The organism is Stenotrophomonas sp. PA-6-5C, from assembly GCF_021605635.1.
Taxonomy (GTDB): Bacteria; Pseudomonadota; Gammaproteobacteria; order Xanthomonadales; family Xanthomonadaceae; genus Stenotrophomonas; species Stenotrophomonas lactitubi.
In genome coordinates this window covers 1-12,453 of the sequence record NZ_WKEE01000088.1, presented here as the reverse complement: position 1 = coordinate 12,453, position 12,453 = coordinate 1, and the positions used below count along the sequence as shown (strand labels likewise).

General features: G+C 67.2%; 13 protein-coding genes. 4 read left to right on the top strand and 9 right to left on the bottom strand.

The genetic code is table 11. From position 1 onward, the window contains the following. The first annotated feature begins 227 nt into the window (after positions 1 to 227). Complete coding sequence (locus tag GIW57_RS22860) at positions 228 to 1,136, top strand: LysR family transcriptional regulator (protein WP_236513007.1); 909 nt, start codon at positions 228 to 230, stop codon at positions 1,134 to 1,136. An 82-nt stretch (positions 1,137 to 1,218) separates the two neighbouring features. Here GIW57_RS22860 and GIW57_RS22855 read toward each other — a convergent pair whose 3' ends face one another. Together GIW57_RS22855 and lepB are read right to left on the bottom strand one after the other, a co-directional pair. Then, on the bottom strand, positions 1,219 to 2,475 hold the full coding sequence (locus tag GIW57_RS22855; RefSeq protein ID WP_100461867.1) for an MFS transporter: 1,257 nt from the start codon (positions 2,473 to 2,475) through the stop codon (positions 1,219 to 1,221). Positions 2,476 to 2,596: 121 nt separating this feature from the next. Beyond that, on the bottom strand, positions 2,597 to 3,223 hold the full coding sequence (lepB, locus tag GIW57_RS22850) for a signal peptidase I (RefSeq protein ID WP_236513005.1): 627 nt from the start codon (positions 3,221 to 3,223) through the stop codon (positions 2,597 to 2,599). A gap of 176 nt (positions 3,224 to 3,399) precedes the next feature. On the opposite strand from lepB, the gene GIW57_RS22845 reads away from it, so the two are divergent. Both GIW57_RS22845 and GIW57_RS22840 read left to right on the top strand, forming a co-directional pair. Continuing rightward, positions 3,400 to 3,801, top strand: a complete 402-nt coding sequence (locus tag GIW57_RS22845; protein ID WP_236513003.1) for a hypothetical protein — start codon at positions 3,400 to 3,402, stop codon at positions 3,799 to 3,801. 3 nt (positions 3,802 to 3,804) lie between these two features. Beyond that, entirely contained in the window at positions 3,805 to 4,251 is a 447-nt protein-coding gene (locus GIW57_RS22840; RefSeq protein ID WP_025875822.1) for a hypothetical protein, read from the top strand. A gap of 199 nt (positions 4,252 to 4,450) precedes the next feature. Here GIW57_RS22840 and dcp read toward each other — a convergent pair whose 3' ends face one another. From dcp to arfB, 3 genes are all read right to left on the bottom strand, one after another. Continuing rightward, positions 4,451 to 6,607 (bottom strand): peptidyl-dipeptidase Dcp, encoded by a 2,157-nt coding sequence (dcp, locus tag GIW57_RS22835; RefSeq protein WP_100461865.1) that lies wholly within the window; start codon positions 6,605 to 6,607, stop codon positions 4,451 to 4,453. A 111-nt stretch (positions 6,608 to 6,718) separates the two neighbouring features. Further along, positions 6,719 to 7,321 (bottom strand): lysophospholipid acyltransferase family protein, encoded by a 603-nt coding sequence (locus GIW57_RS22830; RefSeq protein ID WP_099819569.1) that lies wholly within the window; start codon positions 7,319 to 7,321, stop codon positions 6,719 to 6,721. A 4-nt stretch (positions 7,322 to 7,325) separates the two neighbouring features. After that, positions 7,326 to 7,757 carry an alternative ribosome rescue aminoacyl-tRNA hydrolase ArfB gene (gene arfB / locus GIW57_RS22825; protein WP_089241560.1) on the bottom strand — a complete coding sequence of 144 codons (432 nt, stop codon included), beginning with the start codon at positions 7,755 to 7,757 and terminating at the stop codon, positions 7,326 to 7,328. Positions 7,758 to 7,891: 134 nt separating this feature from the next. Between arfB and GIW57_RS22820 the strand changes: the two genes are divergently transcribed. Continuing rightward, on the top strand, positions 7,892 to 8,410 hold the full coding sequence (locus GIW57_RS22820) for a DUF2059 domain-containing protein (protein WP_099819568.1): 519 nt from the start codon (positions 7,892 to 7,894) through the stop codon (positions 8,408 to 8,410). A gap of 109 nt (positions 8,411 to 8,519) precedes the next feature. On the opposite strand, the gene GIW57_RS22815 is transcribed toward GIW57_RS22820, so the two are convergent. The 4 genes from GIW57_RS22815 to GIW57_RS22800 form a co-directional block, all read right to left on the bottom strand. Continuing rightward, positions 8,520 to 9,260 carry a pseudouridine synthase gene (locus tag GIW57_RS22815; RefSeq protein ID WP_100461863.1) on the bottom strand — a complete coding sequence of 247 codons (741 nt, stop codon included), beginning with the start codon at positions 9,258 to 9,260 and terminating at the stop codon, positions 8,520 to 8,522. A 107-nt stretch (positions 9,261 to 9,367) separates the two neighbouring features. Beyond that, entirely contained in the window at positions 9,368 to 9,955 is a 588-nt protein-coding gene (locus tag GIW57_RS22810) for an O-methyltransferase (RefSeq protein WP_236513001.1), read from the bottom strand. After that, positions 9,952 to 11,607, bottom strand: coding sequence for a ubiquinone biosynthesis regulatory protein kinase UbiB (gene ubiB / locus GIW57_RS22805; protein ID WP_100461861.1), 1,656 nt, complete (start codon positions 11,605 to 11,607; stop codon positions 9,952 to 9,954). Before ubiB ends, GIW57_RS22810 begins: the two co-directional genes overlap by 4 nt. Beyond that, a complete protein-coding gene (locus GIW57_RS22800) occupies positions 11,604 to 12,239 on the bottom strand; it encodes an SCP2 sterol-binding domain-containing protein (protein ID WP_100461860.1) in 636 nt (211 codons plus the stop codon). The genes ubiB and GIW57_RS22800 overlap by 4 nt, the downstream gene beginning before the upstream one ends. Positions 12,240 to 12,453 lie beyond the last annotated feature (214 nt).

Here is a 12,453-nt window from a genome sequence, read left to right as displayed (position 1 = left end):
GTCCGGTTGCGGGGGACGCCGTGAACCCATCCATGGGGGCTTGGCCGCGGCATCCATGCCGCGGACACCCCCGCAACCGGACCCACCCCGCCTTCGACAGTTGGCCGCGATCTGTCGGAACGGCGCGGTGTTCTGTGCTGCTGGTGGGTGTCGACCTTGGTCGACACGGTAGATCCACGCCATGCGTGGATGGGGACTCGCGGGGTCGGGCTGGATAGACTGCATGCATGTCCATCGAACTGCGCCACCTGCGCTACTTCCTCGCCGTTGCCGATACCCTGCACTTCGGCCAGGCGGCCGAGCGGTTGGGGATGTCACAGCCGCCGCTCAGCCAGCAGATCCGGCAGCTGGAGGAGCTGATCGGTGCGCGGTTGTTCGTGCGCAGCCATCGGCGCGTGCAGCTGACGCCTGCGGGGGAGCTGCTGCAGGAACGTGCGCGCAGCATCGTGCAGCAGGTGGAAGCGGCGGTCGATGAAGTGCAGCGCGCGCAGCGTGGCGAGCAGGGTGAGCTGCGTATCGGCCTGACCCGGGCTACGCCGTTGTCGCCGCAGATTCCACGTTCGATCCTGCAGTACCGGCAGCAGTACCCGCAGGTGCGGCTGCAGCTGAGCGAGATGAACACCCTGCAGCAGATCGATGCGCTGCTCGATGGCTCGCTGGACGTGGGCATCATCCGCAAGCGCACGCTGCCGGCCGAGCTGGTGGCGCACAGCCTGTTCGTCGATCCGCTCGCGTTGATCGTGCATGCCGGCCACCCTGCCCTGCGCCGACTGTCGAAAGGCGGCACGCTGGCGTTGCGGGATCTGGCGCAGGAACCGTTCGTGGCGTTCCGCCGCAGCGCCGGGGCGGGCATCCATGACCACATGATTGCGCTGTGTGCGGCGGCAGGCTTCACGCCGCGCATCGTGCAGGAAGCCGGTGAGGCGTCGACGTTGATCAGCCTGGCTGCAGCGGGACTGGGTGCGGCGATCCTGCCTTCGTCGTGCGACCACATACGGGTGGAAGGTGCGCGCTTCGTGCCGCTGGCCGATGCAGGCACGCATTCGGAAGTGCAGCTGGCGTGGCGCCGCGAGGGCGTGACGCCGTTGATCCGCAATTTCGCCGGGCTGCTGCGCGAGGCGTTTGCCGAAGAGTGAGGTGCATCGCACCCGGTAGTGGCCAACCTTGGTTGGCCCAAGGGCACAACGCCGACCAAGGTCGGCATCTACCAGAGCAGGATCAGGCCGTCACCGGCTGCGGCGCGCGCTGCTGCAGCGCCCAGACAATGCCACCGCCGATCACGGTCAGCAGCGCGGCGAACGCGCACACGCCCAGCCAGTCCCACGCGGCATAGGCCAGGCCGCCCACGCCGCCCAGCACGCTCGAACCCAGGTAATAGGCGAACAGGTACAGCGCCGACGCTTCCGCACGCATCGAACCGGCGCGGCTGCCGACCCAGCTGCTGGCCACCGAATGGCCACCGAAGAAGCCGAACGTCACCAGTGCGATGCCCACGGCCATCGCCGACAGCCACGGCATCGCCAGCAGCACGATGCCGGCGGCGATCAGGCCGAAGGAGATCGACAGGATGCGACCGCGCCCGTAGCGCGTGGCCTGCTGGCCCATCCACGCCGAACTGAAGGTGCCGACGAGGTACACGCTGAAGATCAACCCGACCACGGTCTGGCTGAGGTTGTACGGCGGTGCCAGCAGGTGGTAACCGAGGTAGTTGTAGAGAGTGACGAACACGCCCATCAGCACGAACGAGGTGGCGAACAACCACGGCAGGCCAGGATCGGCGAACAACGTGCGCCAGCGCGCGGGCAACTGGCGCAGGCCACTGCGGCTGGCCTGGAAGTGGCGCGACGGCGGCAGCTGCAGCCACAGCAGCACGGTGCTGGCCACGGCGATGATCGAGACCACGCCGATGCCCCAGCGCCAGCCCCAGTGGTCGGCGATGATGCCGGCCAGCAGGCGCCCGCTCATGCCACCGATGGCGTTGCCGCCGATGTACAGGCCCATCGCCAGGCCCAGCGCGCGGCTGTCCATTTCCTCGACCAGGTAGGTCATCGCCACCGCCGGTACGCCGCTCAGCGCCAGCCCCAGCAGGGTGCGCAGCACCAGCAGGGTGGACCAATCATCGACCAGTGCCGTGCACAGCGACAACGTGGCCGAGGCCAGCAATGCAACGATCATCAGCGGGCGCCGGCCGACCGCATCGGACAGCAGGCCGGCCAGCAGCATGGCCACGGCCAGGGTGCCGGTGGTCAGCGACAGCGACATCGCGCTGCCCGCAGCGGACACACCGAAGTGGCGGCTGAACTCGGGCAGCAGCGGCTGCACCGTGTACAGCAGGCCGAAGGTCGAAAAACCGGCCAGGAACAGCGCCAGCGCGGTGCGGCGGAAGGCCGGCGTTCCCTGCTGGATGCGGGTGTCGGCGGCAGCGTGGTCAGTACGGGGACGGTCGGCAAGGGCCGCCGGAGTTTCGCCAGTCATGGGGGCGGTGGGCCGTGGGGGCGGCCGGAACGGAGGGGACGGGCCTCAGACTAGGCCCGTCCATCCAGTCGATCCATAACCTGATAAGTCAGGATTGATACTTCTGGCATATCGATTCAGCTTACAACCGCTGCCACTCGAAGCCGTCGCCACGGCGGTAATAGACCGCCACTGCACGGCCGTAGATCTTGTCCGCATCGACGAAGCCGAAGAAGCGGCCATCGAAGCTGTTACCGCGATGGTCGCCCAGCACCAGCACCTTGCCGGCGGGCACGTGCAGATCCGCGATGTCCGGGCCACCGCCCCTGTCCAGGTCGAGGCTGGCGCGGCGCTCACCGAAGGCTTCGGTATCGGCCAGGTCAGCGATCTGCAGCGGCTGGCCGTTGATGCTCAGGTGACCATCGCGCAGTTGCACGTGGTCGCCGGCCACGGCGGCGACGCGCTTGATCAAGCGGGTGCCGTCGGCCGGTGAATCGAACACGGCCACCTCACCACGCTGCGGCGTGCCGGTACCCAGCAACTCCTTGCTGGTGAACGGCAGGCGCAGGCCATAAGCGCGCATGTCCACCACCACCCGGTCGCCCGGTTGCAGCGTCGGCTGCATCGAGCCGCTGGGCACGACGTAGTGGTTGGCAAGGGTATCGCGGGCTGCCGCGAGCAGGCCCAACATCACCAGCAGGGGCAGCGCCTCCTTCTTCAGCCAAGTGAGCGCGCGCTCTGGGAACGGCGGACGGGCTACAGCATCCATGTCAGGCTCCGGGTGGTTGGTATCGGCGTCAGACCACGAAGGACAGAAGAGGTTCCCGGTCGCGCAGGGGTTACGCAGGTTTTACGCCACTGCCCGTCATCGGGCATCGCACCTTTACGGCCACCACGCGCATCGTGTGCCTACCGCGCCGCAGGGCGCTTTCCGCAAGGTGTTGTATGACCCTCCTGGTGATCCGGCATGCGTCGCCGTCGGTGCCGCGTCCGCTGCTGCCGGCCGAGTTGTCCGGCCATCCGGTGCTGTGCACCGACTGCGCCAGCCTGGCCGATGTGCGCCAGTGCCTGTGCCAGCTGCAGGCGCGCAGCGCGGACTGGGTGCTGCTTGATGTCGGCGTGGCCGACGAGGCGCAGTGGTGTGCCGAGGGCGGTGCGCTGCAGGCGGCATTGGACGGTCTGCCGGCGGAGTACATCGAACTGCAGTCACCCCATCAGCCCGGCCTGGAAGCGCGCCTGCGCCTGCAGCATGGCCCGGCCGCCGTGGTGGTCGACCAGCGCAGCCAGCAGGCGGGTTATCCGCTGTCATTGGCCATCGTCAGCCGCCGCCTGGCACGGGAGGGCTGAGCCATGTCGATCTTCATCATCCGTGGCCCGGAAGCGGCTGGCGCGCTGATCCGTACCGCCGCGCCGCTGCCGGCGCCGGTGCTGAAATCACTGGTGCACCGTGCGATCGATGCGGGGACCAGCGTGGCGATCCGCGCCTGCGGTTCGGAACAGGAACTGCTGGACGCGCTGCGCGTGGCCGACCACAGCCGTGGCGAAGTGACGCTGCTCGATCCGGGCGCATGCGCCGACAGCCTGCGCCTGCAGCGGCTGCTGCCGTACCTGCACAACGCGTACGTGGAAGTGCATGACGACGGGGCGGTGGCCGAGCCGTGCCTGCCGGCTGGCGTAGGTCAGCGATTGGGGATCGCGGCCGGATATGGTGCGCAGAGCTATGTGCTGGCGCTGGATATCGCGCTGGATCATCTGGGGCTGGCCGAGCAGGCGAACCGGGTGCATGTAGGGACGTGATGCGCTTCGGTAGAGCCGAGCCATCTCGACTCGCTTTCCGCCTTTGTAGAGCCGAGCCCATGCTCGGCTGCCTTTCCAGAAAACATCAGCCGAGCGTGGGCTCGGCTCTACAGAAGAAAGCCGAGCATGGCTCGGCTCTACACAAAGAAAAACGGCGGGGGTGCCCCCGCCGTTTTTTCTTTCGTACTTCAGGCCACGCTTACTTCAGGCCGCGGAACTTCAGCAGCGGTTCCACCGACGGGTCCTTGCCGCGGAAATCGCGGTACAGGGTCGACAGCTCCACGCTGTTGCCGCGCGAGAGGATCTTGTCGCGGAATTCCTGGCCGTTGGCGGCGGTCAGGCCACCGTGTTCGGTGAACCACTGGTAGGCGTCATGGTCCAGCACTTCGGCCCAGAAGTAGGCGTAGTAGCCGGCCGAATAACCGCCACCCCAGATGTGGTCGAAGTAGGTGGTGCGGTAACGCGGCGGCACCTGCGGCAGGTCGACCTTGAACTTCTTCAGCGCGCTGGCTTCGAAGGCGCCGACATCCTGCAGCGGGGCATCGGCCTTCTGCGTGTGCCAGGCCAGGTCAAGCAGTGCGGCCGACAGGTACTCGGTGGTCGCATAGCCCTGGTTGAAGCTGCGTGCCTTGAGGATCTTGTCGACCAGTTCCTGCGGCATCGCTTCGCCGGTCTTGTAGTGCTTGGCGTAGTTGGCGAACACCTTCGGGTCCAGCGCCCAGTGTTCGTTGAACTGCGACGGGAACTCGACGAAATCGCGCGAGGTGGCGGTGCCGGCGATCGACGGATACTTCACGTTCGAGAACATGCCATGCAGTGCATGACCGAACTCATGGAACATGGTGGTGACGTCGTCGAAGCTGATCAGCGCAGGCTGGCCAGCGGCCGGCTTGGTGAAGTTGCAGACGTTGTAGACCACCGGCTTGGCACCGGTCAGGCCGTCCTGTTCGACGAACACGTCCATCCAGGCGCCACCGGACTTGCTGTCACGCTTGAAGTAGTCGGTGTAGAACAGGGCCAGCGAGGTGCCGTCCTTGTCGAACACTTCGTACACCTTCATGTCCGGGTTGTAGGTCGGAATGTCGGTACGCGGCTTGAAGGTGATGCCGTACAGCTGGGTGGCGGCGTAGAAGACGCCGTTCTGCAGCACGTTGTCCAGCTCGAAGTACGGCTTGATCTGCGACTCGTCCAGATCGTACTTGGCCTTGCGCACCTGCTCGGCGTAGAAGTCCCAATCCGAGGCAGCCACCTGGAAACCACCCTTCTGGGCGTCGATCACCTTCTGGATCTCGCCGGCTTCGGCACGCGCCTTGGCGGTGGCCGCAGGCACGGTGTCGGTCAGCAGCTTCAGCGCGGCCGCCGGGGTCTTGGCCATCTGGTCGCCCAGCTGGTAGTCAGCGAAGGTGTCGAAGCCGAGCAGCTTGGCCTTCTGCGCACGCAGCTGGGCCAGGCGCTGCACGGTCTGCCGGGTGTCGTTGGCATCGCCGCGCTCGGCACGGGTTTCCGAAGCCTTCAGCACGGCCGCGCGCTGGTCGCGGTCGGTCAGCGAACCGAGCACCGGCTGCTGGGTGGTGTTCTGCAGCGGCAGCAGGAACTTGCCATCCAGCTTGCGGTCCTTGGCGGCGGCGGCGGCATTGTTGACCGCGCCCTCGTCCAGGCCGGCCAGCTTGGCCTTGTCGTCCACCACGACCGCGGCAGCGGCGGTTGCAGCCACCAGACGGGTGTGGAACTGGGTGGACAGCGTGGTTTCTTCCACGTTGAGCTTGCGCAGGCTCGCCTTGTCGGCGTCGGACAGCTGTGCGCCCGAGCGCACCAGGCCGTCGTAGTAATGCTCGACCAGGCGCTTCTGCACAGGGTCCAGGCCCAGCGTCTCGCGCTGGTCGTACAGCGACTTCACGCGCGCGAACAGCTTCGGATCGAGGTTGATCTCGTCCTGGTGCGCGGCCAGCTTCGGCGCTACTTCTTCCTGGATCTTCTGGCGGGCATCGTTGGTATCGGCCTGGACCAGACCGAAGAAGATGCGCGACACGCGGTTCAGGGTCTCGCCGCTGCGCTCCATCGCCACGATGGTGTTGTCGAAGGTGGCCGGCTCGGCGCTGTCGGCGATCTTGCGCACGTCGGCCAGATGCAGGCGCATGCCTTCTTCGAAGGCCGGCAGGTAATCGCTGTCCTTGATCTTGTCGAACGGCGGTGCCTGGAACGGCAGGCTGCTGGCGGTCAGCAGCGGGTTGGTGGAGGCTTCGGCCGGCTGCTGGGCCGGTGCATTCTGGGCTTCGGACACGGGGGTGGACTCCTTGCCGGAACAGGCCGCCAGCGCCAGGCTGATGGCGGCGGCCAGGACTACGGTACGCGACATGTAAAACGCTCCTTGGGCAGACGGTACGGGATGGCAGCCGTCCACCCTACTCCTGTCACGGGCGCCCGGCATGTGCCGGACGTGGCGTCTACGCTGCTGGCAGCGACCGGCTCAGACCGTGCCGCGGGTCTTGCCGATCCACGGCCGGTAGAACTCGCGGATGGCGGCCATGTCGGCGGCGTCATCGCCGGTCGGCGTGAACACCGGACCGATGCCGATGATCTTCTCCGGGTAGTGGAAATACGCCGCCAGGATCGGCACGTCGGCCATCCGCGCGATCTTCAGGAAACCGGCCTTCCATTCCTTGACGGCCTTGCGGGTGCCTTCAGGGGTGATCGCGAACCACATCTTCTCGTTGTCGCGCAGCAGGTCCACGGCCTGGCCGACGGTGCCCTGCGGCGAGCTGCGATCGAGCGGGATCACGCCCAGCTTGTGCAGCAGCGGACCCAGCGGCCACCAGAACAGCGAGGCCTTGCCCAGCACTTTCACCTTCATGCCCAGCGCGATCTTCGCCGCCATGCCCCACAGGCCGTCCCAGTTGGACGAATGCGGGGCGATGATGAACACCAGCCTCGGGATGTCCGGCAGGGTGCCGGTCACTTTCCAGCCGCCCATGCGCAGCGTGCAGCGCGCCAGCCAGCGCAGGAAACGGTTGGGTCTGACCTGCGGCATGTTCGGCGGAATGGCCGGCAGCAACGGCGTCGGGTTGTTCAAGCAATCACTCCCAGTCACGTGATGAGCGCCCGCGCTTGATCTGCGCGCGCCCGCGTTTGGCGTCCAGACGACGCAGTTTCGACCCGAAGGTCGGCTTGGTGGCCTTGCGTGGTTTGGGCACGCTCAGCCCGGCCTGGATGAAGGCCGCCAGCCGCTCGCGCGCATCCTCGCGATTGCGATCCTGGGTCCGGAAACGTTGCGCGTCGATGACAAGCACACCTTCGCCGGTCATGCGCCGGTCGCGCCGCGCCAGCAGGCGCTCGCGCAACGGTTCGGGCAACGAGGGCGAACCGGCCACGTCGAAACGCAGTTCCACCGCGGTGGAGACCTTGTTGACGTTCTGGCCGCCGGCACCACTGGCACGCACGAAACGCTCGACGATCTCGCCGTCGGGGATTTCAAGCTGCGCGCTGATGGTGACCGGTCCATTGCCCATCCGCGCATTGTAGCGGCAGGCGCGTTGCCGTGGCTGCCATCGCGCACCGTATGCCGCCGATCAGGCACCGAACACGCCGCCTTCGCCTTTGCCGGGGGTATGCTTGCGGTCCCGTGTACTGCAGGACGCTCCGCATGATCCGCTTCGTTCCCTCCGTGTTGCGCCGCGCAACCCTGCTGCTGGTGCTGGCCGCAGCAAGCGCGCCGGTGCTGGCCGCAGCGCCCACCGATGGCGACATCAACCGCCTGCTGTCGGCCTCGCGTGCGCAGAGCATGATCGACACCATGCTGCCGCAGATCGAAGCGATGCAGCAGCAGCAGTTCCAGCAGGTGGCCGCACAGCGCCAGCTCAACGCCCAGCAGCAGGAACAGCTGCAGCGCATCCAGGCGCGTACCAGCCAGACCCTGCGCCAGGCACTGTCGTGGCAGCAGCTGCGGCCGATGTACGTGGACCTGTACAAGAAGACCTTCAGCAAGGAAGACGTGCTGGCCATGGCCGAGTTCTACGAGAGCCCGGCCGGTCAGAGCCTGCTCGACAAGACCCCGGCGCTGATGCAGAACGTGATGGTGGCGATCCAGACGCGCATGCAGCCGCTGTTCGCCGATCTGCAGAAGGATCTGGAAGCGATCGTCAACGAGCCGGAAAAAAAGTGAGGCGGTAGCGCCGGGCCATGCCCGGCACCCCGGATTTCCGTAGCGCCCGAGCCCATGCTCGGGCGGCGGCGCGCAGCGCCGGGAAGCGCAGCCGAGCGTGGGCTCGGCTCTACAGGCCCTGGCTCCAGCCGAACAGGTCCAGCGCCTTCTGGAACTCACCGTCGACCGGGGCGCGCACGTCCACCGTGCCGCCATCCGGATGCGGGAAGCGCAGCCGCTCGGCATGCAGCAGCATGCGGTGTACACCCTGCATGCGGAAGTTGCGGTTGTGCCGGCCATCACCATGGCTGGTATCGCCGATCAGATGATGTGACAGGTGCTTCAGATGTCGGCGGATCTGCCGGAAGCGCCCCGTCTGCGGCTGGCAGCGCAGCAGCGCGTAGCGCGAACTGGCGAACTCCCCCACCGGCACCGACAGTTCGCCAGCAGCCAGACGCTGGAAGTCGGTCACCGCTGGCTTCTTCACCGGCTTGCCCGGACCGCCGTCCAGATCATGGTCGACCTGCCAGGTCTCCTCGGCAGGCCAACCGCGGCAGATCGCCAGGTAGTCCTTGCTCACCTCGCCGCCCATCAGCGCCTTGCCCAGCATGCTGGCGGCGTCGCGGTCGAAAGCCAGCAGCAGGCAGCCGCTGGTGGCGCGATCCAGACGATGGACCAGGAAGATCGGCCGACCCAGCTGCTCACGCAGGCGGTCGGCGAGGAAATCATCTTCGCCACGGGCCAGCTTGCTGTCGTGGACCATCAGCCCGGCCGGCTTGTTGACCACGGCCAGGCGTTCATCCAGGTGCAGCAGCTGCAGGGGCGCGGTTTCAATCTCGACCGCAGCGAGGGTGTCGGGTTCGGTACTCACCGCGCGATTATAAAGGCCTGCCCTCTGTAGAGCCGAGCCCACGCTCGGCTGCTCCGCGCGACCGGCAATAGCGTGCCAACCAAGGTTGGCACCTACCTGTAAAGCGGTCAGGCGTTGCGCAATGCCAGCAGTTCGCCATTGCCCACCGGCACCAGGCTGGTGGTGAACGCCGCGTCGGCGGCCAGCAGGGCGCGCAGCGGCTCCATCTCAGCGGCATGCGAGGTGGCGTTGTCGACCACCAGCAGACCGCCGGGGCGCAGCACACGGCGCAGCTGCGGCCACCAGCCCGCGTACTGCCCGCGATCCGAATCCAGGAACAGCAGGTCGATGCAGCCATCGGCCGCCTGCGCCAGCCACTGCCCGGCATCACCGTGGACCAGTTCGATGCGCTCACCCAATCCACTGCGGGCGAAATTCTCACGGGCCATCGCCACCTTGTCGGCGGCGAACTCCAGCGTGGTCACCCTGCCATCAATGGCAGCGGCGGCCTCGGCCAGCCACAGCGTGGAATAGCCATTGGACGTGCCGATCTCCAACACGCGACGGGCGTTGCCGAACCGCACCAGCACCGACAGCAGTTCACCGGTATCGGCAGTGATGTTGAGCATGCGCCGGCCACGATCGGTTTCGCGCGCATCGTTGTCACTGCCGAACTGCGCCAGCTCCTGTCTGAGCGCACTCAGCGCATCACTCATCGCCACCACGCACGCGCCAATGCGAACACGCCAACGGTACCGGACACCCAGCTCCATGCCGGCACGTCGCCCCAGTACCAGCCCGGCGGCTGCAGCACGTACATCAATGCGGCAATCGCCAGCAGACCAACGCCGGTGATCGCCCCGACCGCGCGCTTCTGCAGCCGCTGCAGGCTGGCATCGAGCGCGACCAGATCACGCGAGCGCATCGCCAGTTCATGCCGGCCTTCCACCTGCTGGGTCAGCCAGGCGTGCACCAGGCGCGGCATGTCCGGCGCATGGGTCATGATTTCCGGCAGGCGCTTGCCGATCTCGCGCACCACGCGGCGCGGGCTGTAGCGCTCGCGCAGGATCTTCGCCAGCACCGGCTTGGCCACGGCCCATATGTCGATCTGCGGATCGAGCTGGCGGCCGACGCCTTCGATGTTGAGCAGGGTCTTCTGCAGCAGGATCAGCTGCGGCTGCAGGGTCAGCTGGTAACGCTGGGCCACGCGGAACAGCTTCATCAGCACTTCGGCCAGCGAGATCTGCGACAGCGGGCGGGTGAAGTACGGCTCGCACACCGAGCGCACCGCCGCTTCAAGATCATCGATGCGCACGTTGTCGGGCATCCAGCGCGCCTGCACGTGCAGTTCGGCGATGCGGCGGTAGTCGCGGTTGAAGATGGCCATGAAATTCTCGGCCAGGTAGTACTGATCTTCCTGCGAGAGCTGGCCCATGATGCCGAAGTCCAGCGCGATGAAGCGCGGGTTGTCGCGGCGCATCGGATCGATGTCGACCCAGATGTTGCCGGCGTGCGCGTCGGCATGGAAGAAGTTGTCGCGGAACACCTGGGTGTAGAACACCCGCACACCCTTGGCGGCCAGCGCCTTGCGGTCGATGCCGGCCTTGTCCAGCGCGGCGATGTCATCGGAGGGAATGCCCCATACGCGCTCCAGGGTCAGCGCGCGCTCGGCGGTATGGCTCCAGATCACTTCCGGCACGTACAGATCGTCGGAGTTCTCCCAGAAACGGCGCAGCACGCTGGCATTGGCGCCTTCGCGCTGCAGGTCGAGCTCGGCGGCCAGGGTGTTCTCGACCTCGGCCACCACTTCGCGCGGGCGGATCTTGTCGGCACGCGGGTGGGTGCGCTCGACCAGCGTCGCCAGCGAGTTGAGCAGGGCGATGTCGGCGTCGATCTGTTTCTCGATGCCCGGGCGCAGCACCTTGACCACCACCTGGCGTCCATCGGCCAGGGTGGCCGCGTGCACCTGCGCGATCGACGCTGAAGCCAGCGGCTCGGTATCGAAACTGGCGAAGGCTTCGCTGACCGGCAGGCCGAGTGCTTCCTCGACGATGCGGCGCGCGGCGTCGCCGTCAAAGGGCTTTACCCGGTCCTGCAGCAGGGTCAGTTCATTGGCCACATCCGGCGGCACCAGATCGCGGCGGGTCGACAGGATCTGCCCGAACTTGACGAAGATCGGCCCCAGATCCTGCAGCGCCAGGCGCAGGCGTGCACCGCGCGACTGTGCGGCGATGTCGGCTGAAGCGCGCGGCACGAACGGCTTGGCCAGGCGCAGCCAGCGCTCGGCCGGCGTGTCCTGCAGCAGGTCGTCGAGGCGGTAACGCAGGATCACCCGGCCGATGCGGCTGGCCCGCAGCAGCGCCTTCATGCGGCACCCCGCAGGCGCTGCACGCGTGCGCCGAGGCGCTCGACATCATCGCGCAGTACGTCCACGTCGTCGTGGAAGGCGTCCAGTTCGGCACGTGGCACCACGTCGCGCGATTCCTCGGTGATGAATTCAGCGGCACTGTGGGCCAGGTCGATCGCACCCTGGCGAGCGTGCTGCAGGGCTCTGCGCAGGGTGTTGGCCACCTGCACGCCGAGCACGTCGCCGAACACGCTGACGAACGGCTGCTGCCAGTCCGGATCGAAGCCCTTGGCCAGCTGCTGCAGGCGGCGCGCCAGCTCGGCGTCGCCGGCCACGCGTACGCGGCCCTTGCCGTTGTCAGCACCCTGGCGCGCACGCGCCAGCAGCGGCAGCTGCGCCAGCACACCGGCCAGGCTGCTGCGCACGGCCAGGTCGGCTTCCTGCGCATCCACCGGGCCCACCCGCAGCTGGTTGCCATCGACACTGATGCGCATCGCCAGCGGCGGTGCGTCCAGGGTCAGGTCGATATGGCGACCGTCGAGGCTGGCCAGTGCATGGCGGGTATCCGGATCCAGCGCCAGCGCGCGGTTCAGGGCGATCTGCAGCGCGCGGCCAGCGACCGGCTTGAGGGACTTGAGCAGGGAAAGAGCCATGTGCGCATTCTACCTGCGTGGGTGGGGGGCTTGGGCCGGGCTGCCGCCCGGCACCCGCAGATGCAACGGCCAGGGCAACCGCAAGGTCAAACGCCGGCGTGCAGTGGGGGAGGCGGGGTGGGTCCGGTTGCGGGGGACGCCGTAAACCCATCCCTGAAGTGACCCCCGGGAGTTGGACGCCAGATCCAACCCCGAGGGATACATGAACAGGTAC

Bases quoted from the DNA above. Each gene is read 5' to 3' on its own strand.
- GIW57_RS22840 (WP_025875822.1), top strand. From the start codon at position 3,805: ATGTCGATCTTCATCATCCGTGGCCCGGAAGCGGCTGGCGCGCTGATC.
- dcp (WP_100461865.1), bottom strand. From the start codon at position 6,607: ATGTCGCGTACCGTAGTCCTGGCCGCCGCCATCAGCCTGGCGCTGGCG.
- GIW57_RS22860 (WP_236513007.1), top strand. From the start codon at position 228: ATGTCCATCGAACTGCGCCACCTGCGCTACTTCCTCGCCGTTGCCGAT.
- GIW57_RS22800 (WP_100461860.1), bottom strand. From the start codon at position 12,239: ATGGCTCTTTCCCTGCTCAAGTCCCTCAAGCCGGTCGCTGGCCGCGCG.
- ubiB (WP_100461861.1), bottom strand. From the start codon at position 11,607: ATGAAGGCGCTGCTGCGGGCCAGCCGCATCGGCCGGGTGATCCTGCGT.
- lepB (WP_236513005.1), bottom strand. From the start codon at position 3,223: ATGGATGCTGTAGCCCGTCCGCCGTTCCCAGAGCGCGCGCTCACTTGG.
- GIW57_RS22845 (WP_236513003.1), top strand. From the start codon at position 3,400: ATGACCCTCCTGGTGATCCGGCATGCGTCGCCGTCGGTGCCGCGTCCG.
- GIW57_RS22855 (WP_100461867.1), bottom strand. From the start codon at position 2,475: ATGACTGGCGAAACTCCGGCGGCCCTTGCCGACCGTCCCCGTACTGAC.
- GIW57_RS22820 (WP_099819568.1), top strand. From the start codon at position 7,892: ATGATCCGCTTCGTTCCCTCCGTGTTGCGCCGCGCAACCCTGCTGCTG.
- GIW57_RS22810 (WP_236513001.1), bottom strand. From the start codon at position 9,955: ATGAGTGATGCGCTGAGTGCGCTCAGACAGGAGCTGGCGCAGTTCGGC.
- arfB (WP_089241560.1), bottom strand. From the start codon at position 7,757: ATGGGCAATGGACCGGTCACCATCAGCGCGCAGCTTGAAATCCCCGAC.